Origin of the sequence: Rhodoplanes sp. Z2-YC6860 (assembly GCF_001579845.1) — a bacterium.
GTDB lineage: Bacteria > Pseudomonadota > Alphaproteobacteria > Rhizobiales > Xanthobacteraceae > Z2-YC6860.
Genome location: NZ_CP007440.1, coordinates 6,284,049 through 6,304,704, shown reverse-complemented (window position 1 = coordinate 6,304,704; position 20,656 = coordinate 6,284,049). Strand labels below are relative to the sequence as shown.

The 20,656-nt window shown below is 63.6% G+C and carries 23 protein-coding genes; 14 read left to right on the top strand and 9 right to left on the bottom strand.

Annotated features, from left to right (window positions below; genetic code table 11):
• The first annotated feature begins 6 nt into the window (after window positions 1–6).
• From soxX to RHPLAN_RS29495, 3 genes are all read left to right on the top strand, one after another.
• Window positions 7–621, top strand: a complete 615-nt coding sequence (soxX, locus tag RHPLAN_RS29505; RefSeq protein WP_068025928.1) for a sulfur oxidation c-type cytochrome SoxX — start codon at window positions 7–9, stop codon at window positions 619–621.
• Window positions 622–647: 26 nt separating this feature from the next.
• Entirely contained in the window at window positions 648–1,187 is a 540-nt protein-coding gene (locus RHPLAN_RS29500) for a DsrE family protein (protein WP_068025926.1), read from the top strand.
• Between the two features lie 224 nt (window positions 1,188–1,411).
• Complete coding sequence (locus tag RHPLAN_RS29495; RefSeq protein ID WP_068025923.1) at window positions 1,412–1,834, top strand: GFA family protein; 423 nt, start codon at window positions 1,412–1,414, stop codon at window positions 1,832–1,834.
• A 33-nt stretch (window positions 1,835–1,867) separates the two neighbouring features.
• Here the strand turns inward: RHPLAN_RS29495 and RHPLAN_RS29490 are convergent, their stop codons facing one another.
• Entirely contained in the window at window positions 1,868–2,803 is a 936-nt protein-coding gene (locus tag RHPLAN_RS29490; protein ID WP_198164553.1) for a helix-turn-helix domain-containing protein, read from the bottom strand.
• A 259-nt stretch (window positions 2,804–3,062) separates the two neighbouring features.
• Here RHPLAN_RS29490 and RHPLAN_RS29485 point away from each other — a divergent pair, with 259 nt between their 5' ends.
• The 3 genes from RHPLAN_RS29485 to RHPLAN_RS29475 all read left to right on the top strand — a co-directional run bounded on the left by RHPLAN_RS29485 (window position 3,063) and on the right by RHPLAN_RS29475 (window position 5,165).
• Window positions 3,063–4,190, top strand: a complete 1,128-nt coding sequence (locus RHPLAN_RS29485) for a helix-turn-helix transcriptional regulator (RefSeq protein WP_068025919.1) — start codon at window positions 3,063–3,065, stop codon at window positions 4,188–4,190.
• Window positions 4,191–4,473: 283 nt separating this feature from the next.
• A complete protein-coding gene (locus RHPLAN_RS29480; protein ID WP_068025917.1) occupies window positions 4,474–4,836 on the top strand; it encodes a hypothetical protein in 363 nt (120 codons plus the stop codon).
• Between the two features lie 140 nt (window positions 4,837–4,976).
• A complete protein-coding gene (locus RHPLAN_RS29475; protein ID WP_068025915.1) occupies window positions 4,977–5,165 on the top strand; it encodes a hypothetical protein in 189 nt (62 codons plus the stop codon).
• A gap of 24 nt (window positions 5,166–5,189) precedes the next feature.
• Here RHPLAN_RS29475 and RHPLAN_RS29470 read toward each other — a convergent pair whose 3' ends face one another.
• The 5 genes from RHPLAN_RS29470 to RHPLAN_RS29450 form a co-directional block, all read right to left on the bottom strand.
• On the bottom strand, window positions 5,190–5,759 hold the full coding sequence (locus tag RHPLAN_RS29470) for a thioredoxin family protein (protein ID WP_068025909.1): 570 nt from the start codon (window positions 5,757–5,759) through the stop codon (window positions 5,190–5,192).
• Between the two features lie 74 nt (window positions 5,760–5,833).
• Window positions 5,834–6,910 (bottom strand): tartrate dehydrogenase, encoded by a 1,077-nt coding sequence (locus RHPLAN_RS29465; protein ID WP_068025907.1) that lies wholly within the window; start codon window positions 6,908–6,910, stop codon window positions 5,834–5,836.
• An 18-nt stretch (window positions 6,911–6,928) separates the two neighbouring features.
• Window positions 6,929–7,915 carry a tripartite tricarboxylate transporter substrate binding protein BugD gene (locus RHPLAN_RS29460; RefSeq protein WP_084245844.1) on the bottom strand — a complete coding sequence of 329 codons (987 nt, stop codon included), beginning with the start codon at window positions 7,913–7,915 and terminating at the stop codon, window positions 6,929–6,931.
• 97 nt (window positions 7,916–8,012) lie between these two features.
• Window positions 8,013–9,653, bottom strand: coding sequence for an acetolactate synthase large subunit (locus RHPLAN_RS29455; protein WP_068025904.1), 1,641 nt, complete (start codon window positions 9,651–9,653; stop codon window positions 8,013–8,015).
• Window positions 9,654–9,751: 98 nt separating this feature from the next.
• Window positions 9,752–10,657 (bottom strand): LysR family transcriptional regulator, encoded by a 906-nt coding sequence (locus RHPLAN_RS29450; protein WP_068025901.1) that lies wholly within the window; start codon window positions 10,655–10,657, stop codon window positions 9,752–9,754.
• A gap of 105 nt (window positions 10,658–10,762) precedes the next feature.
• Between RHPLAN_RS29450 and RHPLAN_RS29445 the strand changes: the two genes are divergently transcribed.
• The 6 genes from RHPLAN_RS29445 (at window position 10,763) to RHPLAN_RS29420 (ending at window position 14,882) form a co-directional block, all read left to right on the top strand.
• A complete protein-coding gene (locus RHPLAN_RS29445; RefSeq protein WP_068025900.1) occupies window positions 10,763–11,734 on the top strand; it encodes a Bug family tripartite tricarboxylate transporter substrate binding protein in 972 nt (323 codons plus the stop codon).
• Window positions 11,735–11,755: 21 nt separating this feature from the next.
• Window positions 11,756–12,796: a hypothetical protein gene (locus RHPLAN_RS29440; protein ID WP_068025899.1), complete on the top strand. Its 1,041-nt coding sequence runs from the start codon at window positions 11,756–11,758 to the stop codon at window positions 12,794–12,796.
• Between the two features lie 166 nt (window positions 12,797–12,962).
• Window positions 12,963–13,337 (top strand): ArsR/SmtB family transcription factor, encoded by a 375-nt coding sequence (locus RHPLAN_RS29435; RefSeq protein WP_068025896.1) that lies wholly within the window; start codon window positions 12,963–12,965, stop codon window positions 13,335–13,337.
• A 5-nt stretch (window positions 13,338–13,342) separates the two neighbouring features.
• A complete protein-coding gene (locus RHPLAN_RS29430) occupies window positions 13,343–13,876 on the top strand; it encodes an SRPBCC family protein (protein ID WP_068025889.1) in 534 nt (177 codons plus the stop codon).
• Window positions 13,877–13,912: 36 nt separating this feature from the next.
• A complete protein-coding gene (locus RHPLAN_RS29425) occupies window positions 13,913–14,359 on the top strand; it encodes an SRPBCC family protein (RefSeq protein WP_068025885.1) in 447 nt (148 codons plus the stop codon).
• Window positions 14,360–14,501: 142 nt separating this feature from the next.
• Window positions 14,502–14,882, top strand: coding sequence for a thioredoxin domain-containing protein (locus RHPLAN_RS29420; protein ID WP_237179936.1), 381 nt, complete (start codon window positions 14,502–14,504; stop codon window positions 14,880–14,882).
• Window positions 14,883–14,910: 28 nt separating this feature from the next.
• Here RHPLAN_RS29420 and RHPLAN_RS29415 read toward each other — a convergent pair whose 3' ends face one another.
• The gene (locus RHPLAN_RS29415) at window positions 14,911–17,397 is read right to left on the bottom strand and encodes a bifunctional diguanylate cyclase/phosphodiesterase (protein ID WP_068025875.1); all 2,487 of its coding nucleotides are present in this window, start codon (window positions 17,395–17,397) and stop codon (window positions 14,911–14,913) included.
• A 328-nt stretch (window positions 17,398–17,725) separates the two neighbouring features.
• Here RHPLAN_RS29415 and RHPLAN_RS29410 point away from each other — a divergent pair, with 328 nt between their 5' ends.
• Both RHPLAN_RS29410 and RHPLAN_RS29405 read left to right on the top strand, forming a co-directional pair.
• Window positions 17,726–18,469: a transporter substrate-binding domain-containing protein gene (locus tag RHPLAN_RS29410; RefSeq protein ID WP_198164552.1), complete on the top strand. Its 744-nt coding sequence runs from the start codon at window positions 17,726–17,728 to the stop codon at window positions 18,467–18,469.
• 55 nt (window positions 18,470–18,524) lie between these two features.
• Window positions 18,525–19,415, top strand: coding sequence for a LysR family transcriptional regulator (locus RHPLAN_RS29405; protein WP_068025867.1), 891 nt, complete (start codon window positions 18,525–18,527; stop codon window positions 19,413–19,415).
• 6 nt (window positions 19,416–19,421) lie between these two features.
• Here RHPLAN_RS29405 and RHPLAN_RS29400 read toward each other — a convergent pair whose 3' ends face one another.
• Together RHPLAN_RS29400 and RHPLAN_RS29395 are read right to left on the bottom strand one after the other, a co-directional pair.
• Complete coding sequence (locus tag RHPLAN_RS29400; protein ID WP_198165096.1) at window positions 19,422–19,820, bottom strand: (R)-mandelonitrile lyase; 399 nt, start codon at window positions 19,818–19,820, stop codon at window positions 19,422–19,424.
• A gap of 73 nt (window positions 19,821–19,893) precedes the next feature.
• Window positions 19,894–20,652 carry a carboxymuconolactone decarboxylase family protein gene (locus tag RHPLAN_RS29395; protein ID WP_068025865.1) on the bottom strand — a complete coding sequence of 253 codons (759 nt, stop codon included), beginning with the start codon at window positions 20,650–20,652 and terminating at the stop codon, window positions 19,894–19,896.
• Window positions 20,653–20,656 lie beyond the last annotated feature (4 nt).

Sequence of the window (20,656 nt, the reverse complement as noted above, 5' to 3'; positions counted from 1 at the left end):
GGGGCCATGAAACGTTGTCTTCTCGCCGTTGCCGTTTGCCTGCTCAGTCTGCCCGCGCGGGCGCAGGACAAAGCGAGCGTCGACACCGCGAAGGTCGACGCCGCGATCGTTGCGGCGTTTCCGACGGCGCCGGCCGACTGGCGCTCGCGCTTCGATCAAGACGAGACGATGAAGCAGTGCTCACTCTATCGCAACGCGCCGCCGAAGAACGTGGCGGAGGACATCCAGAAGCGCGAGCGGGCACGCATCCAGTACCCGGCTGACGGCAAGCTCGTCGGCGATTGGAGCTCCGGCGAGAAGATCGCGCAGTCGGGCTATGGGCTGCGTTTCACCGACTATCCGCCGCGGCAGGCGAACGGCGGCAACTGCTATGCCTGCCATCAGCTCAGCAAGGCCGAGGTGAGCTACGGCACCATCGGCCCGAGCCTCATGAACTACGGCAAGAACCGCAACTTCAGCGAGGCCGACACCAAGGCGGTGTACGACAAGATCTACGGCGCTCACGCGGCCTTCCCGTGCTCGAACATGCCGCGGTTCGGCGTGAGCGGCGTGCTCAACATCGAGCAGATCAAGGATCTGGTGGCGCTGGTGATGAGCCCGGACAGCCCGGTCAACAAGTGAACGGAGTTCGAGAAGGAGAGCGCATCATGCCGAAGAAAAATTCAAAGGCCGGCTCAACCACGAGCCGGCGTGGATTTCTCGGAGCGATGGTGGTCTCGGGCGCAACGCTGACGGCGACGAAGCTTGCCGCGGCGCCCGGCAAGCTCGATTTCGGAGCGCTGAAGAAGGACACCGACATCGCCTGCCTCTATCACTGCGATTTCGGCGATCAGAATCGTTTCTCGCAGCTCCTCACCAACATGAACAATCACCTCAGCTCCTACGAGTTCGATACGCTGCGGGTGAGGCTCGTGATCGTGGCGCATGGCGCCGGCATCAAGTTCTTTATCGACGATCTGTCGGGCACGCCCTGGGCCAACGACCAGATCGATCCGGATCTCTACAAGCGCTTCACCGGCCTGACCAAATTCGGCGTCGAGGCTTATCTTTGCGAGATCACCTACAAGCGCAGCAACATCGATCTTGCAAAGACCAAGCAGGACTCGTTTTTGAAGTTCGTGCCGTCGGGCGTCGCGACCGTGGCCGAACTGCAGAGCAAAGGCTTTGCTTATCTGAAGGTTGGTTGAGCCGCGATTCAATCGCGCGGTCTTGCTGCGGAGACCCAGAGCGTCATCAGCACTGCTGATAATTCAGATCGAATGATTTGATCTTGCTGACATTTTTCTGCGGCCCGCGATCGCATATCCTGCAATCGGTGGACGTGCCGCGTTTTGCGATTTGGTAGTGCGGCACCTCATGTGCTCCGGCGATTTGCCGGACGGCATGCGTCCCGAACACAAAGGAGATTATTGTGGCTCATCTTGGAAGCTGCTTTTGCGGCGCTGTGAAATTGGAAGTCACCGGCTCACCCGAAGGCATGGGCTATTGCCATTGCGGCTCGTGCCGTTCCTGGTCGGCGGGTCCGGTGAATGCGTTCTCGCTGTGGAAGCCAGAGGCGGTGCGGGTCACGGTGGGCGCCGAGCACGTCGCGACCTACGCGAAGACCCCGATGAGCGAGCGGAAATTCTGCACGAAGTGCGGCGGGCATCTGATGGCCAACCACCCGCCGCTCGGTCTGGTCGATGTGTTTGCGGCAACGATCCCGACGCTCAAGTTCGAGCCGGGCTTGCACGTCAACTATGCCGAGGCCGTGCTGCCGATGCGCGACGGGTTGCCGAAGTTCAAGGACTTCCCGGCGCCGTTCGGCGGCTCGGGCCAAACGATCGCCGAATAGACATCGCAGCGCAAGGCAAGCCGCCTGGATATCTCAGATGTCCGGGCGGTTTCGCCATTCGCGCGGCGTCTGATCGAAGCGCGCGCGAAACACCTTGTTGAAGTGCGAGAGATCGTTGAATCCCCAGCGATAGGCGATATCGGAAATGTTCACGCCGCGCTGATTCTCGTCACGCAGCGCCGCGCTGCAGGCGTCAAGCCGATGCTCCAGCAGCCAGCGGCCGAAGGTCTCGCCGATCTGCGCAAAGCGCAGATGCAGCGTCCGCACCGAGATCCCGAAGCGATCCGCGACACGCTGCGGTGACAACTCGGGATCGTGAAGATGCTGCCGGCAGAAGGCGAGGATCGCCTCCATCTGCAATTCCGGCTGCAGCCGGTTATGAGCGACGTCGTTGGCGCTGGCGAGCGCCAGGAGGTTGCAGAGATTCTCGGTAAGCAGTCCCGAGGCGCCTTCGCTCAGGGTCGAGTCGGGCGCGGTCAGTTCCAGAATATGGCGGTTGGCGAGGTCGACGAAGGCGCGGTCGGACGCGAGCTTGTGTAAGGATTTCCCTCGCAGCCATGGCGCGCGGCGGTCGACCATCTCGCGGGGAATCACCGCGATGGCGCGGTATCCGTCGCCGCGCATATCGGCGACGAATGGAAAGCGCCCGTCCGATATTGCGATGTCGCTCGGCAGGAAGGCCATCGCTTCGCCGTCCTGAGTGATGACCGAGTGGCCGTGCAACTGCACGAACACGGAATAGTGATCGGCCGGCGCCGTATCGATGTCCCGCTGCGTGCGGACCACCTGATATCCGCTGGATCGCGATGTGACAAAACGCAACACGCCCGAGCTGCGCGAGGTGATGCGCGCCGAGAAATTGTCGGGACGCGCTTCAATGCTGAGATTGAATACCGCCTGACAAAGCGCTTCGCGCCAATAGGAAAAGCGGTCGCGATCGCGGATTGCCTCGGTGGACCAGATGTTCACGTTCGGCTTCGGAGCAGCTTTGCCTTCCCCGCTCGGACTGTCCTTTGCGCTGTCGCCCAAGTTTGCTGCGCTCCCGCCCTAGATCGCCTTGACCTGCTTGTGTAGTGCAGTGGCCGAATTTCGCGCTGCCGCAAGCGCGGTGTTTTACGCGAGCGAGGTTCATTTTAACAGCCACGATCCATTCAATTGTGTGATCCGGATCATCATCGACACGTTTCACCCGATTTAGCCTTATGTCCCCGTTATTTCAGGAAAATCCATGTCCGAACAACGGAATCTCACGCTGCTCACCACGAGCATCTACGACGCCGCGCTCGATCAGGCTTTGTGGCCGGAGGTGCTCGCAGCCATCGCCGATTTTGTCGGCGGGCAGGTGGGCGGACTGCTCGTGAAAGACAGCGCCAGGCGCAACGTGAGCGCTCACTTCTACACCGGCATCGACGACTATCACCTGCAGCTTTACGCCGATACCTATTACCAGTTCGGCCCGATCGCGAACGCGCCCTGCGGCGACGTCGAACAGATCCTCACGGTGCCGGACCTCGTGCCTTACGACGAATTCCGCCGCGGCCGGTTTTACCAGGAATGGGCCGAGCCCCAGGGCTGGGTCGATGCCGCGATGGTGGCGCTGACGCGCACCGCGAACTGGTGCGCCTATCTCAGCATCGCGCGCCATGAGGCGAGCGGCATGGTCGACACCGAGATGCGGCGGCGCCTCGGGCTGATCGTGCCGCACATGCGGCGCGCCATCTCGATCCACCGCACCATTGAATCGAAGGAGGCCGAGACCGCCACCTTCGCCGACATCTTCGACGGCATGAACACCGGCGTGATCCTGATCGATGCGAACTGCGGCATCATGCACGCCAACGTGGCCGGCAAGGACATCCTGAGCAGCGGCGAATTTCTGCGTTCGGTCGGCGGGCGGCTCGCTGCGGGCGATGCCAATGTCGACCAGACGCTGCGCGAGACCGTCGCGGGCACCGAGCAGAGCGACACCGAGAGCGGCGCGAAGAGCATTGTGCTGCCGCTCGCGGCGCGCGACGGCGAACGGTATCTGGCGCATGTGCTGCCGCTCACGTCGGTGGCGCGCCGGCGCGCCAGCGCGCGCTCGGCCGCGGCAGCGATGTTCGTGCGCAAGGCCGCGCTCGAAGCGCCGTCGCCGCCGGAGGTGATCCGCTCGAGCTACAATCTCACGCCGGCTGAATTGCGCGTGCTGCTCGCCATCGTCCAGATCGGCGGCGTGCCCGATGTCGCGGCGGCTCTCGGCATCGCCGACACCACGGTGAAGACGCATTTGAGCCGGCTGTTCGAGAAGACCGGCGCGGCGCGTCAGGCGGATCTGGTCAAGCTTGTCGCAGGCTATGCGACGCCGCTCGCCAATTGATTCGTTTCGTTTGCGCGGCTGAAGCGTGTTTCTGTGAAGCGCATCACACTGTGAGCGGTTCGAGTGGGGCATCGCGTGTCTCTGAAGCAGCAAAGCGTTACCGGCGCTGCGACATTTCGCACAGTCCGTCACGCGATCTCACAGTGTGTTGATTGAATCGCATTGCGTGCTCCTCCAAATGGTGGATGTTTGGAGGGCTTCGTTTCGACACTGTCCGCGCGACTTTGCAAATGCGGAATCAATTTCAGGGCACGTTGCGTCTGATTATTTGAGAAGGCTGAACATGATTAAGAGCGCCATTTCCAACACGGTCTATATTCGATTGGTCACCACGACCTCGATTGTTGCCAAGCTTGCCGTGTGCGCCGTTCTGGTCGCCGCTGCAGTCAGCTGCGCGCAAGCCGCGACAACGAAGCCGACGCTTCGGCATTCGTCGCAGGCGAAGCTCGCCAAGCTCGAGCGCGACTGGAGGAGACTGCACAGCCGCAGCCAGCATGAAGCGTTGGACCGGCTGGTGGCCTGCGGCGAATTTGACCGGTGCGAAGGCTTACAGGTTCATCCGACGCTTGGCGCGGCGACGGCCGGGCTTCGGACCGAGCCCGATGCACCGGTGCGCATTCGTGAGGCCGCGGCCGTCAACCCATAGCGAGATCGGGGGCCGCCGGTCGGTACGCATCCCCGCCACATCCCCTGTATCGGCCGGTGGCCTCCGTGCCTCTTTTCAACCTGAAACACCGCTCTGCGGCGCGTGCTGCTGCCAGCGGGCCTATTTGAAGGAAACATCACATGCGCAATCTCACGATCGGTCTGGTTGCTTTTGCGGTCGCGTTTGCAATGTGCGGCGTTGTGTTTCGCGGCGTGGTTTCGGCCCAGGACAAGAGCCGGCAGGACAGGACGTCCGCGTTCTATCCGGCCACCAAGATGGCGCCTGAAGCAGGCGGTGTGCCCGCCACCTTCGACGCCGACCTCTATTGACGTTGGGTCCGGACGCGCAGCCGGTCAGATCGATTTCAGATAATCGTTCAGGCTGCCGCGCTCATAGGCGCGTTCCGCGACGAAGCGGAACGCGGCAAGGAACGGCGACGGTTCAAGATAGCCCTGGAAGCGCGACACCTCGCGGTCGCGCGGGCTCTTGTCCTTGAGCCCAGCGATGCTCTCGGGAAAGAACTGGAACGTCGGCGTGGCGCGCACACCGTATTTCTGCCCGAACTGCTTTTCGCCGATCTTCTCGCCATCGAAGTCGAGCACCTCGCGTGAGCCCAGGATGTTGAGCTGCAGCACCTCGAAATGCTGCTGAATGTAGCTCGATATCTCGGGCCTAGCGAAATTGACGAGATGCGTTTCCTTGCAATAGGGGCAGCCGCGCAGCTCCCACATGATGGCGAAGCGCTTGCCCTTTTCGGTGGCGGCCGAAAGGTCGTCGGGAAGCTCGAGGAAACTTTCCAGGAACCAGGGCTCGCTGTAATAGCCGTCGTCGGTCATGACGGCCTCGGCCCGTGCGACACCGCCATGCAGTGCGATCAATCCGCCTGCGGCAGAGCCTGCAATGAACGAGCGGCGCGAAACCATGGATCACATCTCAATGGAACTCGCACCTTATATCGAGGCTTTGCGAGGCCGCGACAAGAGGGCGGCACAGCCGCTCAGGCGTTGGCGCCGTGGATGGCGTCGAGCACCGCGGCGGTCACGTCCGCGGTCCGCGCCTTGCCGCCGAGATCGGGCGTGTGGAAGCGCTTGTCGGCGGTGACCCGCTCGATCGCCTTCATCAGGCGACCGGCGGCGGGCTTCTCGCCGAGATGGTCGAGCATCATCACGGCCGACCAGAAGGTGCCGATCGGATTGGCGATGCCCTTGCCCATGATGTCGAAGGCCGAACCATGAATCGGCTCGAACATCGACGGGAAGGCGCGTTCGGGGTTGAGGTTCGCGGTCGGCGCGATGCCGAGTGAGCCCGCGAGCGCCGCGGCGAGATCGGACAGGATGTCGGCATGCAGATTGGTCGCCACCACCGTGTCGATGCTCTCGGGCCGCATCACCATCCGCATGGTCATGGCGTCGACCAGCATCTTGTCCCAGGTCACGTCCTTGAACTCTTTTGCGATCTCGACCGCGATCTCGTCCCACATCACCATGGCGTGACGCTGCGCGTTGGACTTGGTGACGACCGTCAGAAGCTTGCGCGGCCGCGACTGCGCCAGGCGGAACGCAAAGCGCATGATCCGCTCGACGCCGGCACGGGTGAACATCGCCACGTCGGTCGCAACCTCCAGCGGCGAGCCCTGATGGGCCCGTCCGCCGACGCCAGCGTATTCGCCTTCCGAGTTCTCGCGCACGATCACCCAATCGAGCTCGCCGCCGTTGACGTTGCGCAGTGGCGAGGTGATGCCCGGCAGCACGCGGGTCGGGCGCACGTTGGCGTATTGATCGAACGGCTGGCAGATCGCGAGCCGCAGGCCCCACAACGTGATGTGGTCGGGGATGTCCGGATGGCCGGCGGAGCCGAACATGATCGCGTCGTGCTTGCGGATCTGGTCACGGCCGTTCTCCGGCATCATGCGGCCGTGCTTCTTGTAGTACTCGCCACCCCAGTCGAAATGATCGAACTTGAAGGCGAAGCCGCCGTCGCGCTTGGCGATCGCGGTCAGCGCCTCGAGGCCCGCGGCCACGACCTCGGTGCCGATGCCATCCCCTGGAATGGCCGCGATGGAGTAGGTTTTCATGCTTGATGACCTTGAGCGTTAGTTGCCTTTGACGCCTGCCGCCTTGATGACGGGGCCCCACTTCTGCACCTCGGCGGCGAGATGCGTCTTCAGCGCATCGGGCGTCGCGAGCGCCGGTGCGACCGGCTCGGTGCCGAGGCTTGCGAAACGGTCGACCACCTTCGGATCCTTGAGAGCAACCTGAAGCGCGCTGACGAGCTTGTCGGAGACCTCCTTCGGCAGGCCCTTGGGCGCCCACATCGCATGCCACGCCGAAACGTCAAAGCCCGGAATCGCGCTGCTGTCGAGCGTCGGCAGCTCGGGGAGCGACGACACCTTGAACTTCGTCGTCACCGCATAGCCCTTGATCTTACCGTCCTTGATCTGGTTGGTGGTGTTGGTGGTCTGATCGCACATCACGTCGAATTGGCCGCCGATCAGGTCGTTCATCGCAGGCCCCGTGCCGCGATAGCCGACGCCTTCCATCTTCAGGTCGAGCGCGCTCATGAGATTGAGCGCGCACAGATGCGACGCCGAGCCGACGCCGGCATGGCCGTAAGTCGTCTTGCCGTTCTGGGCCTTGATCCAGGCGAGCAGCTCCTTGATGTCCTTTGCGGCCATGCCGGTCTTGGACACCACCGTCATCGGCACGTCGGTGATGCGGCCGATGTGGTCGAAATCGTTCACCACGTCGTAGCGCAGATTGTCGTAGAGGGCAGGGGCCGTCGCCTGGGCCACGTGCCACACCGCGATGAGGTAACCGTCAGGCGCGGACTTGGAGACGCGCGCCATGCCGATCGTGCCGCCGGCGCCGCCGACATTCTCGACGATGATGGTCTGGCCGAGCGTCCGGCCCATGGATTCGGCGAGAAGCCGTGCGACGGTGTCGGTCGGGCCGCCGGCCGCGGCCGGCACCACCAATGTGATCGGCTTGGCCGGATAGGCGCTTTGCGCCGAGACGGCCTGCGGTGCAGCGGCGGTCAGCGCGAACGCGCCAGCGAGCATCACACGTCTGAAGAAGTTCATGCGTCGCCTCCCAAGTCGGTCATTTTATCGGTCGATCTTGGCGGACGGTCGCGGCTGTTGATACCCCGACTTTAGGCTTTGGGTTCCAGGTGGATACTCAAGCGCGGTTGGCGCTCGCGAGTTCGTCGACCAGCACCCGTTTGTTTTCGGAGTAGTCGACCGGCACCACGACGAGGTGAACGCCGCCGCCGGCGAACGCATTCTCCAGCACCGGGACCAGCTCGTCGGTCTTAGTGACCCGCGTGCCCTTGGCGCCGTAGCTCTCGGCATAGCGGACGAAGTCCGGATTGCCGAAGGTCAGGCCGAAGTCCGCGAAATGATCGACCGCCTGCTTCCAGCGGATCATGCCATAGGCGTAGTCCTCGATGATGAGAACGACCAGGTTGAGCTTGAGCCGTACCGCGGTCTCGAGCTCCTGGCTGTTCATCATGAAGCCGCCATCGCCGCACACCGCCATCACGCGGCGGTTGGGGTAAAGCATCGCTGCCATCATCGCCGATGGCAGGCCCGCGCCCATCGTGGCGAGCGCGTTGTCGAGCAGCAGCGTGTTGGCGGCTTCTGTCCGGTAGTTTCGGGCGAACCAGATCTTGTACATGCCGTTGTCGAGCGCGACGATGCCGTCGGCCGGCATCACCTTGCGGACGTCATGCACGATGCGCTGCGGCATGACCGGCCAGTGATCGTCCGTCGCGCGGGCCGCAATACGGCCAAGGATCTTGTCGCGCAACGGTAACAGCGCGCTTGCCGCCGGCAGGTTGCCCTCCACGCGGTCCGCAAGAAGTTCGAGGCTCGGTCCGAGATCGCCGACCACTTCGGCGTTCGGGAAGTACACCTGATCGACGTTGGCGGGCGTGTAGCCGACGTGGACCACCCGCGGGCCTTTCGGTCCCATGATGAACGGCGGCTTCTCGACGGTGTCGTGGCCGATGGCGATGATCAGGTCGGCCTGATCGATCGCCTCGTGGATGTAATCACGCTCGGAGAGCGCCGCGGTGCCCATATAGAGGCCGGTGCCGCCGGCCGCGGTGCCCTTGCCCATCTGGGTGGTGAAGAAGGGGATGCGCGTGCGCCGCACGAACGCGTTGATGCCGGTCGTGCCGCGCGGGCGCGAGCAGGCCGCGCCCAGCATGATCAGCGGCCGCTTGGCGTCGCGGATCATCGCCGCAGCGCGGTCGAGGGCGGCCGGGTGCGCGACCGGAATCTCGATCTGATGCCGCGGAACGACGGGGTGGTCCTTGATCTCTTCGCCGGCCACGTCTTCCGGCAACTCGAGGAGAACAGCGCCCGGCCTTTCTTCGGTGGCGACGCGGAAGGCGTCGCGCACCAGGGTCGGGATCGTGCCGGCGCCGACGATCTGCCGCGACAGCTTGGTCAATGGTTTGAAGGTGCTGACCACGTCGACGATCTGGAAGCGCGCCTGGCGGCTGCTCATGATGCCTTTTTGGCCAGTGATCATCACCATCGGCATGGCGCCGAGTTCGGCGTAGGCGGCGCCTGTTGTCAGATTCAGAGCACCGGGTCCAAGCGTGGTGATGCAGACGCCCGGCCGGCCGGTGAGCCGGCCATGCGTCGCCGCCATGAACGCGGCCGCCTGCTCGTGGCGCGTGATCACGAGCTTGATTGAGGACGTCCGCAAGCTCTCGACCACGTCGAGGTTCTCCTCGCCCGGGACGCCGAAAATCCGCTCGACGCCTTCGTTCTCCAGCGCACGAACGAGCAGATCGGATCCTTTTGGCATGATGTTCTCCGGCGTGGGTTTGGCCCGGCATTGTCCCGTTCAAAATAGCGCGACCGGTCGAAATCGGAAACCAGATCGAGATTGGTGCAACGCTTGAATCACGAGTCCGTTGCAACCTTGCGCAAATGCGCGATGAACCGATTGACCAGGGCGCTCGGCAAAGGATGTGTGCGCGTTCGAACAGTGATTTCGCGGCTCGCCCCCGCACCGCGGAGCGGCAGCGCCACAAGATAACGGGCTTCGACCTCCGGATGCATCAACACGGTTGACGAAATCGTGACGAAGTCGCTCCACATGATGAGCGATTTCAGTGTGGTGATCGAGTTCGTCGACACGAGCGTCAGCGGCCACGGCTCGCTTTGGGCGGCGAACAGCGCCTCGATCTGCCGATACATTGCGGTGCGCGCGTCGGGCACGACCCATTGGGCCTCCCGCAAGTCGCGCAACGAAATGGCTTTCTGGTGCGAGAGGGGATGACCTCGCCGCACGAACAGAGCGAAACGGTCTCGCGTGATGGTCTCGGCGCGAATGTCCGATGGATCGTGCAGGCTCCCCGCCGGACTGACGACGAGGTCCATCTCTCCGGCCCGCAATTCGCGAATGAGCTCGTCGTCGGCCTTCTCGGTGATCGTCGTTGAAACGTTCGGTGTCTCGGCGAGCAGCGCCGCGACCGCGCGCGGCACCAGCGAAGCGGTCGCCACTGGCGATACGCCGATCGCGAGCGAGCCGCTCAGTCCCTTCTTTCGCTCGTTGACTTCGTCCGACGCGCGCACCAGCAGCGCGTTGAGCCCGTCCGAATGGCGCAGCAGAAGCTCGCCGATCTCGGTCAGCGCTGATCCCTTGCGGGTTCTTTCGACCACGCGCGCACCGATCGAGCGCTCCAGCACCGCGATGTTCTTCGAGAGCGCGGGCTGCGAGATGCCGAGCGCGGTGGCAGCCCGGCTGAACGAGCCGAGCCGCGCGACATGCCGGAGCTCAAGAAGCCGTCTGGGGTCGATGGCCATAACTTGCAGTTATCTTGTTGCTTCAAGTTCGCATTAGACATTATCGCTGCGGGGCGGGATCAGTAAAGAAAAGGACGCTGCCAAAACGGGGAGGACGGAGTGGCGATGCGACGTGCATCATCCCTCATTGCCTATGCGATCGCCTGTTGCCTTGGTTGGCCTGCGCAGGCTCAGGACTATCCGGCCCATCCGATCCGGATCATCGTGCCGACGCAGGCCGGCGGCGTTTCTGACATTCTCAGCCGGACATTCGCCAACAAGGTCCAGAACGCCACGGGCGCAACGGTCGTCGTCGAGAACCGCACCGGGGCCAACGGCGTGCTCGCGGCCGACTACGTCGCGAAATCCACGCCTGACGGTTACACCGTCTATCTCGGCTTCCAGGGCACGCAATCGGTGCTTCCCCATGTTGAGCCGAAGCTGCCGTACGATCCGACCCGGGACTTTGCGCCGGTCGTGCTGCTGGCGACGGGGCCGGCCGTGTTGGTCGTGCATCCGAGTATGCCGGCGCGGAGCGTGAAGGAACTCGTCGAGTTGGCGAAGGCAAAGCCCGGTGCCTACTCCTACGCATCGGCCGGGTTCGGCACCACGCATCATCTCGCCGCCGAGATGTTCAAGCTCGCGGCGGGCGTCGATCTTACGGGCGTCACCTATCGAGGTGCCGCTCCCGCCAACCAGGACGTGATTGCCGGTCACGTTCCGATCGAGTTCGACAATCTCGGTCTGGCCGTCAACAACATCCGGAGCGGCGCGGTGCGTCCGCTCGCCATCACGGCCAAAGACCGCTCGCCGCTGCTGCCGGATGTTCCGACCATGGCGGAGGCCGGATATCCGAGCGTCATCGCGCAATCATGGTTTGCGTTCTTCGTGCCGGCGAAGACCCCGCGCCCTGCGATCGACTGGCTCAACCGGCAGGCCAACGAGGTGTTTTCCGACCCGGCCATGCGCGATCAATTCCTGCGGCAGGGACTTGTCCTGCCGCTCGGCTCGCCCGAATTTCTCGGCCAGCACGTGGCGGAAGAAACGCAACGATGGGGCGAGGTCATCCGCAAGGCCAAGATCACGTTGCCGAACTAGAACCGGAGAAGGCTGAAATCCATGTCCCGAAATGTTCATCTGGTCGGCAGCGTGCCGCTGCCGGACGCGCGCGAGGTGTTCTCGACGGTCAGCCGTACGCTTGGCCCTTATCTCAAGCGCATTCCGGACGGGGAGACCGGTGAGCGCCTCGACTGGATCACGTGGCTCGAGCCGGTGTTTGCCAAGCATCCGGCGTTCGAGCCGTCCGACGAAATGTTCCAGCTCCACGGCGGCGTGGAACGGCGTCAACGCTACCGGCTCAAGCCCGGCGTCGCCGTTGAGACCGTCAAATTCGACAACATCTTCTACGGCGACATCGCCATACGGTCATACAAGGTCTTTGCCGAGCTGAAGCGGCAGGGAGTTATTCCCTCGCAATGCAAATTCCAGATCGATCTGGTGCCGGCGCACTCGGTGATCTGGCTCTACGTCCAGGAGGATCTGCAGCGCGCGGTCGACACGCTGTTCAACGACGCGGTGCTGCGCGAAATCGACAAGATCGCCGCGACGCTTCCGCACGATCAGATCGCCATCCAATTCGATATTGCTTCTGCCGTCTTCGCGCGGCTGCAACGGGCGCAGCAATCGCCTTATGGCGCCACGAAAGAAGAGATGCAGGAGACGTTCGCGCGGATCGTGCTTCGGCTCGCCAACCACGTGCCGGCCGACATCGATCTGCTGTTTCACTTCTGCTACGGCGACGCCGGGCACAAGCATGTGGTCGAGCCGACCGACATGGGCGACGTTGTGGAATTCGCCAATCGCTTGAGCCGCCAGGTCACGCGGCCGATCCAGCTCATCCACATGCCGGTGCCGCGCAACCGCACCGATGACGCCTACTTCGCGCCGCTCAATCGGCTGAAGCTCAAGCCGGAAACGGAATTAAGCCTGGGCCTGGTCCACCACACCGACGGCGTGGAGGGCACCATGCGAAGGCTCGATGCGGCGAAGAAGCACCGCTCTGAGTTTTCGCTTGCGACCGAATGCGGCTTCGGCCGCCGCGACCCCGGCACGCTGCCCGAACTGCTGCGCATTCATGCCGAGGTCGCGGCGAAATCGTAGAAGCGCTCAGCTTTCGAAATAGCGCGGCCGGTCGAGATCGGAAAGGAGTGTCGGCCCGCTCCTGAAATAACAGGACCTGGCCTGCCGTGATCGGCAGCGTCTGCCCTTCAAAAAATATTCAACCGAATGGTTGACTATCTTCGCGCCCGCTTCTATATTCAACCACATGGTTGAATTAAACGCCCATCGGCTCGACACGGTCTTCCACGCGCTTGGCGACGCCACGCGCCGGCGGATGCTCCGCGAACTCACGCGCGGCGAGCGGACGGTCAGCGAACTCGCCGAGCCGTTTGCGATGTCGCTTGCGGCGGCCTCCAAGCACATCAAGGCGCTGGAGAATGCAGGCCTGATCCGCCGCGAGGTGCACGGCCGCACGCACATCTGCCGTCTGGAGCCCGGGCCGCTCGCCAGCGCCCATGAATGGCTCGGCTTCTACGAACGCTACTGGACCGGCCGTCTGGACGTGCTCGAACGCCTGCTGCTCGAAGACGACGAGCGCAAATCCAAATCGCGATCAGAGACTCGTAAGAAGAAGGAGTAGACGACATGAACCAACGCGCGACCCCCGACGCCTATGGCACGCTGATCGAACCAGCGACGCTGAAGATCCAGCGCCTGCTGCCCGGGCCCATCGAACGCATCTGGGCCTATCTCACGGACAGCGATCTGCGCCGCAAGTGGCTCGCCTCAGGCGAGATGCAGATGAAGGCTGGCGCGCCGTTCGAACTCGTCTGGCGCAACAACGAATTGACCGATCCGCCCGGCGAACGCCCGCCCGGATTCTCCGGCGAGCATCGCATGGCGAGCCGCATCATCGAAGTCGATCCACCGCACAAGCTCACCTTCACCTGGGGCGAGAGCGGCGAGGTGACCTTCGAGCTCGCGCAGGCGGGCGAGCGGGTGCTGCTCACCGTGATCCACCGCCGCCTGCCGGACCGCAACATGACGCTGATGGTCGGCGCCGGCTGGCACATGCATCTCGACATTCTGGTCGCGCGTGCAACGAGCACCGAGCCGGAGCCGTTCTGGGATGGCTGGAGCCGCCTCAAGAAGGAATACGACCGGCGCGTGCCGGCGTGAGTGCAGTCATGTGATTGGGTGAGGAAGGAGAAATCCATGTCGGATATTTTGCATCGCGTCGGAGTGAAGTCGCCGCCGAGGGATACGTACAAGGCGTTGAGCACACGAGATGGTCTTGCCGGCTGGTGGACGACGGACACCAAAGGCGACTGCGATGTCGGTTCCGTCATCAAGTTCCAGTTCGGCGAGCGCGGCTTCATCGACATGAAGGTGCTGGAGCTTGCGCCGGCGAAGCGCGTGCTCTGGCAGGTGACGGGTGGGCCGGGCGAATGGATCGGCACCAAGGTCAGCTTCGATCTCGCGCCGGAAGACGATTTCACGGTGGTGCGCTTCAAGCATCAGGGCTGGAAGGAGCCCAGCGAGTTCATGGACCATTGCAGCACCAAGTGGGCGACGTTCCTGATGAGCATGAAGTCCCTGGTCGAGACCGGAAGGGGCGCGCCGTACCCCAACGATATTCATGTCGCCAACAAGGGTGACTGATGTCGCCAAATTGCTGGCGTCAGGAGGGAGCGGCGTGGCAGAATCCGGACACCTTGAAAAGTCTGGAAACGTCGCTCCCATGCGGTCCGCACGACTTATCACTTGTGCTTTTGTTGCGTTCGGTGCGTTCTGCCTCGCGGTCATGCTGCCTCGCGCCGCCGATGCGGCCGAGCTCATCATGTATCGCCGCGACGGCTGTCCGTGGTGCGCCAAATGGGATCGCGAGATCGGTCCGATCTATCCCAAGACCGAGTTCAATCGGCAGGCGCCGCCGCGGCTGATCAATCTCGATCATGATCGCGACCTGCCGATCAAGCACGGCGCGATCCGTTACACGCCGACCTTCGTGCTGGTCGAGAACGGCAAGGAGGTCGCCCGGATGGAGGGCTATCCGGGCGAGGACTACTTCTGGCCGCGCCTGACCAATCTGTTCCAGATGGCGAAAGAGGCCGGCGGTGCGCCGCCGCCCGCGCCGGATGGCGCGCCCCCGCCCGGCGCCTCGGTCATTCCCCCGATGAAATGAAGGCGGGTTGAGTCCGGGACGTCGGCTGTCAAGCCGCCGTCGACTTCGGAGACTGCTGCGGAGCGTGTTCGGCCCCGACCCGGCCCTGCCGGAGCATTTCGCCGGTGCGCTTGGCGTCGACCGGCATGCTGAAGCGATAACCCTGTGCGTACCGGCACCCCGCGGACAGCAGGAATTCGGCCTGCGCCTGCGTCTCGACGCCTTCGGCGATGCAGTCGATCGCCAGATCCTGAGCGAGCCCGATGGCAGCACGCACCACGGAGGCGTTGCGGGGATCGCTGTCGGCCTTCGACACGAGCTGCTGCGCGATCTTCAAGCGGTTGACGCGGTATGAGGTCAGATAATGCAGTGACGAATATCCGGTGCCGAAGTCGTCGATCGCGATCCGCACGCCGAGCCGCACCAGCCTTTCGAAGCTGTCGTTGTGCTGCTGCGTGACCTCCATCAGGACCGACTCGGTGAGCTCAAGCTCCAGAAGCTCGGCGGCAATGCCGTGCCGCTTGAGGCTGTCAGCAATGTCGCCCTCCAGGTCGTTCGATGCCCGAAGCTGCAATGCGGACACGTTCACGGCGACAAGCTTTGGCGCGATGTCCTGGGCCTGCCATAGCTTCAATTGGCAGCAGGCCTCATCGATGGCCCATCGTCCAAGCGGCAGGATCAGGCCGGTCCGCTCCGCGATCGGGATGAAGATCGACGGCTGCAGTACGCCGCGCGTGGGATGATTCCATCGCATCAGCGCTTCCACGCCGATGATCTGTCCGCTGGCAAGCTCGACCTGCGGCTGGTAGTGCAGTTCGAGCTCGCCGCGCTCGAGCGCAACCCGCAGATCTTCCGTGATGGTCACGCGTTCCTCGATCTCGCGATCGAGGTCGACGCTGTGGAAGCGGAAGCAGTTGCGGCCGTCCTGCTTGGCCCGGTAGAGCGCCAGGTCGGCCTGGATCATCATGGCTTCGGGCTCGGTGATGTCGAGGTCGTAAAGCGATATCCCGATGCTGGACGAGATATGAATCTCGTTGCCTTCGATCATGAACGGAGCAGCCAACGCGCCACAGATTCGAGCCGCCAGAGTCGTGGCCGCATCCGTGCCGGCGATGTTGTGCTGCAGCACCGCAAATTCATCGCCGCCGAAACGCGCAACCACGTCGTCGGTCCGCAGGACGCCCCTGACGCGATCCGTCACCGCGCGCAGCAAGGCGTCGCCCAGAGCGTGGCCGAGCGTGTCGTTGACGTCCTTGAAATGATCGAGATCGAAATAGAGCACGGCGAACGCCGCCGCCCCGCGCCTGGCTGCCGCAAAGGCTGCCTCGAGGCGCTCGGTGAAAACCCGACGGTTGGCGAGCCGCGTCAGCGTGTCGGTCTCGGCGAGCTCGGAGATCGTCTTGTTCGCCTCGCTCAGATTGAGCGTGTGGCGGGCCACGCCCCAGAGATAGATCGCGACGACCGCGGTGAGCGCCAGGCCTGCGATCAGGACGATCCAGGTGCGGTCATAGCGCCCTTCGAGGATGCCGCCCGGCATCGGCACAGCCACCACCGTCAGCCAGGGCCTGCCGACGGCCACGATGTCCTGGGTCCAGTGCAGGCCCTTCGTCATCTGGCCTCGCGACTTGAGGCCTTGCCGCGCGATCAACGTCGAAGGTTGTGCATAGAGCGGCAGGTCATCCGGTCCGCTGTGCGGGCTGAAAAAATAGAATTCGATCCCTTGCGGGGCGGATTGCACCGTGAGCACCACGTCGATCATCTTGGCCGTGACCATCGCGCCGGATGCAAAACCGATAAGGTTGCGGCGGCGCTCCTCGACCGTGCTGTTGGGCTGGCCTTGCCGGTAGATTGGCAGCAGATACACGAAGCCGTGCTGCACGCCCGAAGCGCTCGCCAGACTTGGCAACTGATAGAAGCCGAGCGTGGCGTTGTCGCGCGCGTAGTCCATCTGCTGCCGGGTGTTGGGATAGGGACTCATGTCGAGGCCGTAGAGCGGCGACGACTTCGGTACGGTGGAAAACAAGACCGGGAAGTACTCGTCCTGGTGCGGCGCCACAAAGAAGCTGCCGTCAACGGCGCGATTGCTGATGTGATAGCCAGCAAGGCCTTCGTTGCGGGCCGAGCGTTCAAACGCGGTGCGTTCGTCCGCTTGGACGCGGGGCAGCCACGACAAGGTCTGAATCGAAGGACTGAATTTCAGAAGCGCGTTGGCGTAGTTCTCGAATTCACGGCGCGTGACCTGGTCGTCCACCGAATTGAACATGGCCTGCACGGCGCCGAGCTTGGTCAGATACTCGTTGAGGCCGGCCTGCAGCACCCGCGATCGATTGTCGGCGGCGACATCGAAGGTGAGCTTGGCATTCCGTTCTTCACTCAACGAAACCATGTAGGCGACAGCGGCGGTCAGCGCGATACCGATCGCGACCGCCGCAAGGCTCGGAAGCCGCCGCAACACCGGCCCACGCTGCTGATTTTCGAAGCCGCGCGGCCGGAACGAAAACAAGCTGCGAACGGTGTCTCGTGTCAGACTGAACATCGTGGCTCCGGCCGGAACTTCTTTCCATTCTCCGACGGGCCGGGCATTTCTGCCAAGACGGTGATCGCGTGCGGCCGACAGCCGCCGTCAGAGGGCCGGCCAGCCCTCTGAGTGCAGCAACTTTGGGCCATTCCGGTGATCGTTTGGTGTACGGCCGTGCCACTTTGGCGCAGCACCCGCAGGCCTGCGTCGACCGAATGACGATTTCCTGCGATATGGTTGATTAGATTTAAACGCGTCTGCTATTTGTTTTGGGAACTGGAAATTTCCGATGGGGCGAAGCTTCAAATTCCTGCTTGTGCTTTGGGCTTTGGTTGCATGCGCGGGAGTGGCGAGTGCGCAACCGAGTTCCGATTCACGGGTTGCCGACCTCGTGAAGCGCGGCGAGGTCCGGATCGGGCTGTTTCTGCCGCAATACATCAAGGACGCTGCGTCCGGTGAGCTTAAAGGCGTGTGGGCGGAGAGCGCCCGCGCGTTTGCGGCGCGCCTCGGAGTTCCGCTGGTTCTGGTCGAGCACCCGACGCCCCCGCAGGCCATCGCTTGCCTGAAGAGCGGCGCTTGCGACCTGCTGTTTCTGCCGTTTGACGATCGGTCTGCCAGCGTTGGCGACTTCTCGCCGCCGATTTTCCAATTCGACTACACGTTGCTGGTCCCAGCCAACTCGCGGGTCCATCGCGTCGCCGACATCGATCGGACCGGAACGAAGATTGCTGCCGTTCGCAACCATGCGTCGACCATCTCGCTCAGCGGTTTGCTGAAGCAGGCCGAGCTGACATTGGCCGAAACGCCGGAGCAGACCTTTGAACTGCTGCGCTCCGGGCAGGCGGCCGCGATGGCGTCGGCCCGCCCGACTCTTCTCACATACTCCGCGAAGCTCAACGGATCGACGGTGCTGGCGGACCGCTACGGCGCCAACATCAATCGGATGGTGGTGCCGAAAGGCAAGACCGGCTGGCTGTCCTACGTCGGTGAGTTTGTCGAGGACGCGAAGGCAACCGGCGTGGTGCAGAAGGCGATCGAGCGAGGCGGCCCGCCCGGCGTGACAGTGTCGCCGCCGGGCGATCCGAAATAGGCACCGGCGCCGGGACGTGGCATAATCGGGCGTCTTTCATGAGCCAAGCCGATAAATGCCGCGCGACAATCTCGACGACCTGGCAGCCTTCATCGCCGTGGCGCGCGAGCGCAGCTTCACCAATGCGGCGTCGAAGCTTGGCGTATCCCAGTCGGCGCTGAGCCACACCATCCGCGGACTCGAGGCACGCCTCGGCGTTCGTCTGCTGACGCGCACCACACGAAGCGTGTTGCCGACCGAAGCCGGCGAACGCCTCCTGCAAAACGTCGGACCGCGGCTCGAAGAGATCGAATCTGAGCTCGCGGCGGTCAGCGAGCTTCGCGACAAGCCCGCCGGCACGATCCGGATCACGGCGACGGAATATGCGATCGACACGATCCTGATGCCGAAGTTCGGCAAGCTTCTGAAGGACTATCCCGATATCAAGGTCGAACTGGTGGTCGACTATGGGCTGACCGACATCGTCGCCGAACGCTACGACGCGGGTGTGCGGAGCGGTGAGCAGGTCGCCAAGGACATGATCGCCGTGCGCATTGGCCCTGACATGCGCATGGCCGTGGTGGCAGCGCCATCCTATTTCCGCAAGCGCCCGGAGCCGAGGCGGCCGCAGGAACTGATCGGCCACAACTGCATCAATCTGCGACTGCCGGTCCATGGCGTCTACAGCTGGGAATTCGAGAAAGGAGGACGGGAGTTGCGCGTGCGTGTCGAGGGGCAGTTCACCTTCAACACCACGATGCACCTGCTGCACGCCGCGCTCGGCGGTCACGGCCTCGCTTATGTGCCGGATGGCCTTGCCGAGCCATACATCGCCAAAGGCAAGCTCAAGCGCGTGCTCGCGGACTGGTGCCCGCCTTATTCGGGCTACCACCTGTACTATCCAAGCCGCCGACAGGCTTCGGCGGCTTTTGCGCTGGTCGTCGAGGCGCTGCGGTATCGGAAGTAATCGATTTCACCGCGCGGCGTACTGTTCGTCTGTCACCTGTTCCAGCCAATCGACATTGCGGCCGTCGACAGTTTCCTGAACCGCGATATGCCGCATGCCGTTCGTTGCGGTCGCGCCGTGCCAGTGCTTCACGCCGGGTGGAATCCAAACGACGTCGCCTGGCTTGATCTCGCGCTTGGCGCCGCCCCATTCATGCACCCAGCCGGTGCCCGACGTGACGATGAGCAGTTGGCCTGCCGGATGCGTGTGCCAGGCGCTGCGCGCGCCGGGCTCGAAGGTGACATGGCCGGCGCCGACGCGGGTCTGCTGGCCCGCGGCCAACAGCGGATCGACAACCACCGAGCCGGTGAAAAACTCGGCTGGTCCCCGGCCGGACGGCCGCGATCCGTTCGGGAAGATTTCGATATTCTGCGCCGCTAGCGATGACGAGGCGACCACGGCGTTCAACGCCGCTGCGGCAAGCAACTGCTTCATCTGTTCACTCCTTCGATTGTCGTTTTTCGAAAACCTCCTTCGCGATCGGCAGCGCCGAGAACACGTTCGGCCAGCCGGTGTAGAAGGCGAGATGCGCGATGGCTTCCGCGGCTTCGGCCTGGGTGAGGCCGTTATCCAGCGCGCGGATGAGGTGGTAGGGCATCTGCGCGACTTGGCCGGTCGCGATCAGCGCGCTGACTGTGATGAGGCTGCGGTCGCGCGGCGCCAGGTCCGGGCGAAGCCAAAGATCGCGAAACAGGAATTCCGTGGTGTTGCGCGCCACACCAGGAAACGCCGCGCCGAATTGCTCGCCGACCCGCTTCACGCGCTCGGCTTCCGCAGCCTCGTTGAGCGGCAGTGGCAGGACCGAGGCAGGCGGAATCTGGTCGGCGCTAATGCCGCGCCTGGCGAACACGCCCTTCGTCGGAGCGAGGGCCGCCAAGGCGTTGGACCAGCCGGCATAGAAAGCGAGATGCGTGATGATCTCGGAGATCTCGGCGGGTTTCACACCGCTGTCGAGGGCGATATCGAGGTAGTGCGGCAGCTCGACAGTCTCGCCGCGCGCGATCAGCGCTGCGAGCGTGACGACGCTGCGGTCGCGCAACGACAGCCCGGGCCGCTTCCAGACGTCGCCGAGCAATCGCTCGTTGGTATATTTCTCGAGCGCCGGTGCGACGTCACGCAGATCGTCGGCCGCTGCGGCGCGGGCCGAAGATGGCATCATCAGCGAAAGCGAGGCGAGGATGGTGGTGAGGATTTTCATGTCC

Bases quoted from the DNA above. Each gene is read 5' to 3' on its own strand.
- RHPLAN_RS29475 (WP_068025915.1), top strand. From the start codon at position 4,977: ATGCGCAATCTCACGATCGGTCTGGTTGCTTTTGCGGTCGCGTTTGCA.
- soxX (WP_068025928.1), top strand. From the start codon at position 7: ATGAAACGTTGTCTTCTCGCCGTTGCCGTTTGCCTGCTCAGTCTGCCC.
- RHPLAN_RS29500 (WP_068025926.1), top strand. From the start codon at position 648: ATGCCGAAGAAAAATTCAAAGGCCGGCTCAACCACGAGCCGGCGTGGA.
- RHPLAN_RS29460 (WP_084245844.1), bottom strand. From the start codon at position 7,915: ATGAACTTCTTCAGACGTGTGATGCTCGCTGGCGCGTTCGCGCTGACC.
- RHPLAN_RS29450 (WP_068025901.1), bottom strand. From the start codon at position 10,657: ATGGCCATCGACCCCAGACGGCTTCTTGAGCTCCGGCATGTCGCGCGG.
- RHPLAN_RS29430 (WP_068025889.1), top strand. From the start codon at position 13,343: ATGAACCAACGCGCGACCCCCGACGCCTATGGCACGCTGATCGAACCA.
- RHPLAN_RS29420 (WP_237179936.1), top strand. From the start codon at position 14,502: ATGCTGCCTCGCGCCGCCGATGCGGCCGAGCTCATCATGTATCGCCGC.
- RHPLAN_RS29445 (WP_068025900.1), top strand. From the start codon at position 10,763: ATGCGACGTGCATCATCCCTCATTGCCTATGCGATCGCCTGTTGCCTT.
- RHPLAN_RS29435 (WP_068025896.1), top strand. From the start codon at position 12,963: ATGGTTGAATTAAACGCCCATCGGCTCGACACGGTCTTCCACGCGCTT.
- RHPLAN_RS29425 (WP_068025885.1), top strand. From the start codon at position 13,913: ATGTCGGATATTTTGCATCGCGTCGGAGTGAAGTCGCCGCCGAGGGAT.
- RHPLAN_RS29470 (WP_068025909.1), bottom strand. From the start codon at position 5,759: ATGGTTTCGCGCCGCTCGTTCATTGCAGGCTCTGCCGCAGGCGGATTG.
- RHPLAN_RS29405 (WP_068025867.1), top strand. From the start codon at position 18,525: ATGCCGCGCGACAATCTCGACGACCTGGCAGCCTTCATCGCCGTGGCG.
- RHPLAN_RS29465 (WP_068025907.1), bottom strand. From the start codon at position 6,910: ATGAAAACCTACTCCATCGCGGCCATTCCAGGGGATGGCATCGGCACC.
- RHPLAN_RS29440 (WP_068025899.1), top strand. From the start codon at position 11,756: ATGTCCCGAAATGTTCATCTGGTCGGCAGCGTGCCGCTGCCGGACGCG.
- RHPLAN_RS29395 (WP_068025865.1), bottom strand. From the start codon at position 20,652: ATGAAAATCCTCACCACCATCCTCGCCTCGCTTTCGCTGATGATGCCA.
- RHPLAN_RS29485 (WP_068025919.1), top strand. From the start codon at position 3,063: ATGTCCGAACAACGGAATCTCACGCTGCTCACCACGAGCATCTACGAC.
- RHPLAN_RS29480 (WP_068025917.1), top strand. From the start codon at position 4,474: ATGATTAAGAGCGCCATTTCCAACACGGTCTATATTCGATTGGTCACC.
- RHPLAN_RS29415 (WP_068025875.1), bottom strand. From the start codon at position 17,397: ATGTTCAGTCTGACACGAGACACCGTTCGCAGCTTGTTTTCGTTCCGG.
- RHPLAN_RS29455 (WP_068025904.1), bottom strand. From the start codon at position 9,653: ATGCCAAAAGGATCCGATCTGCTCGTTCGTGCGCTGGAGAACGAAGGC.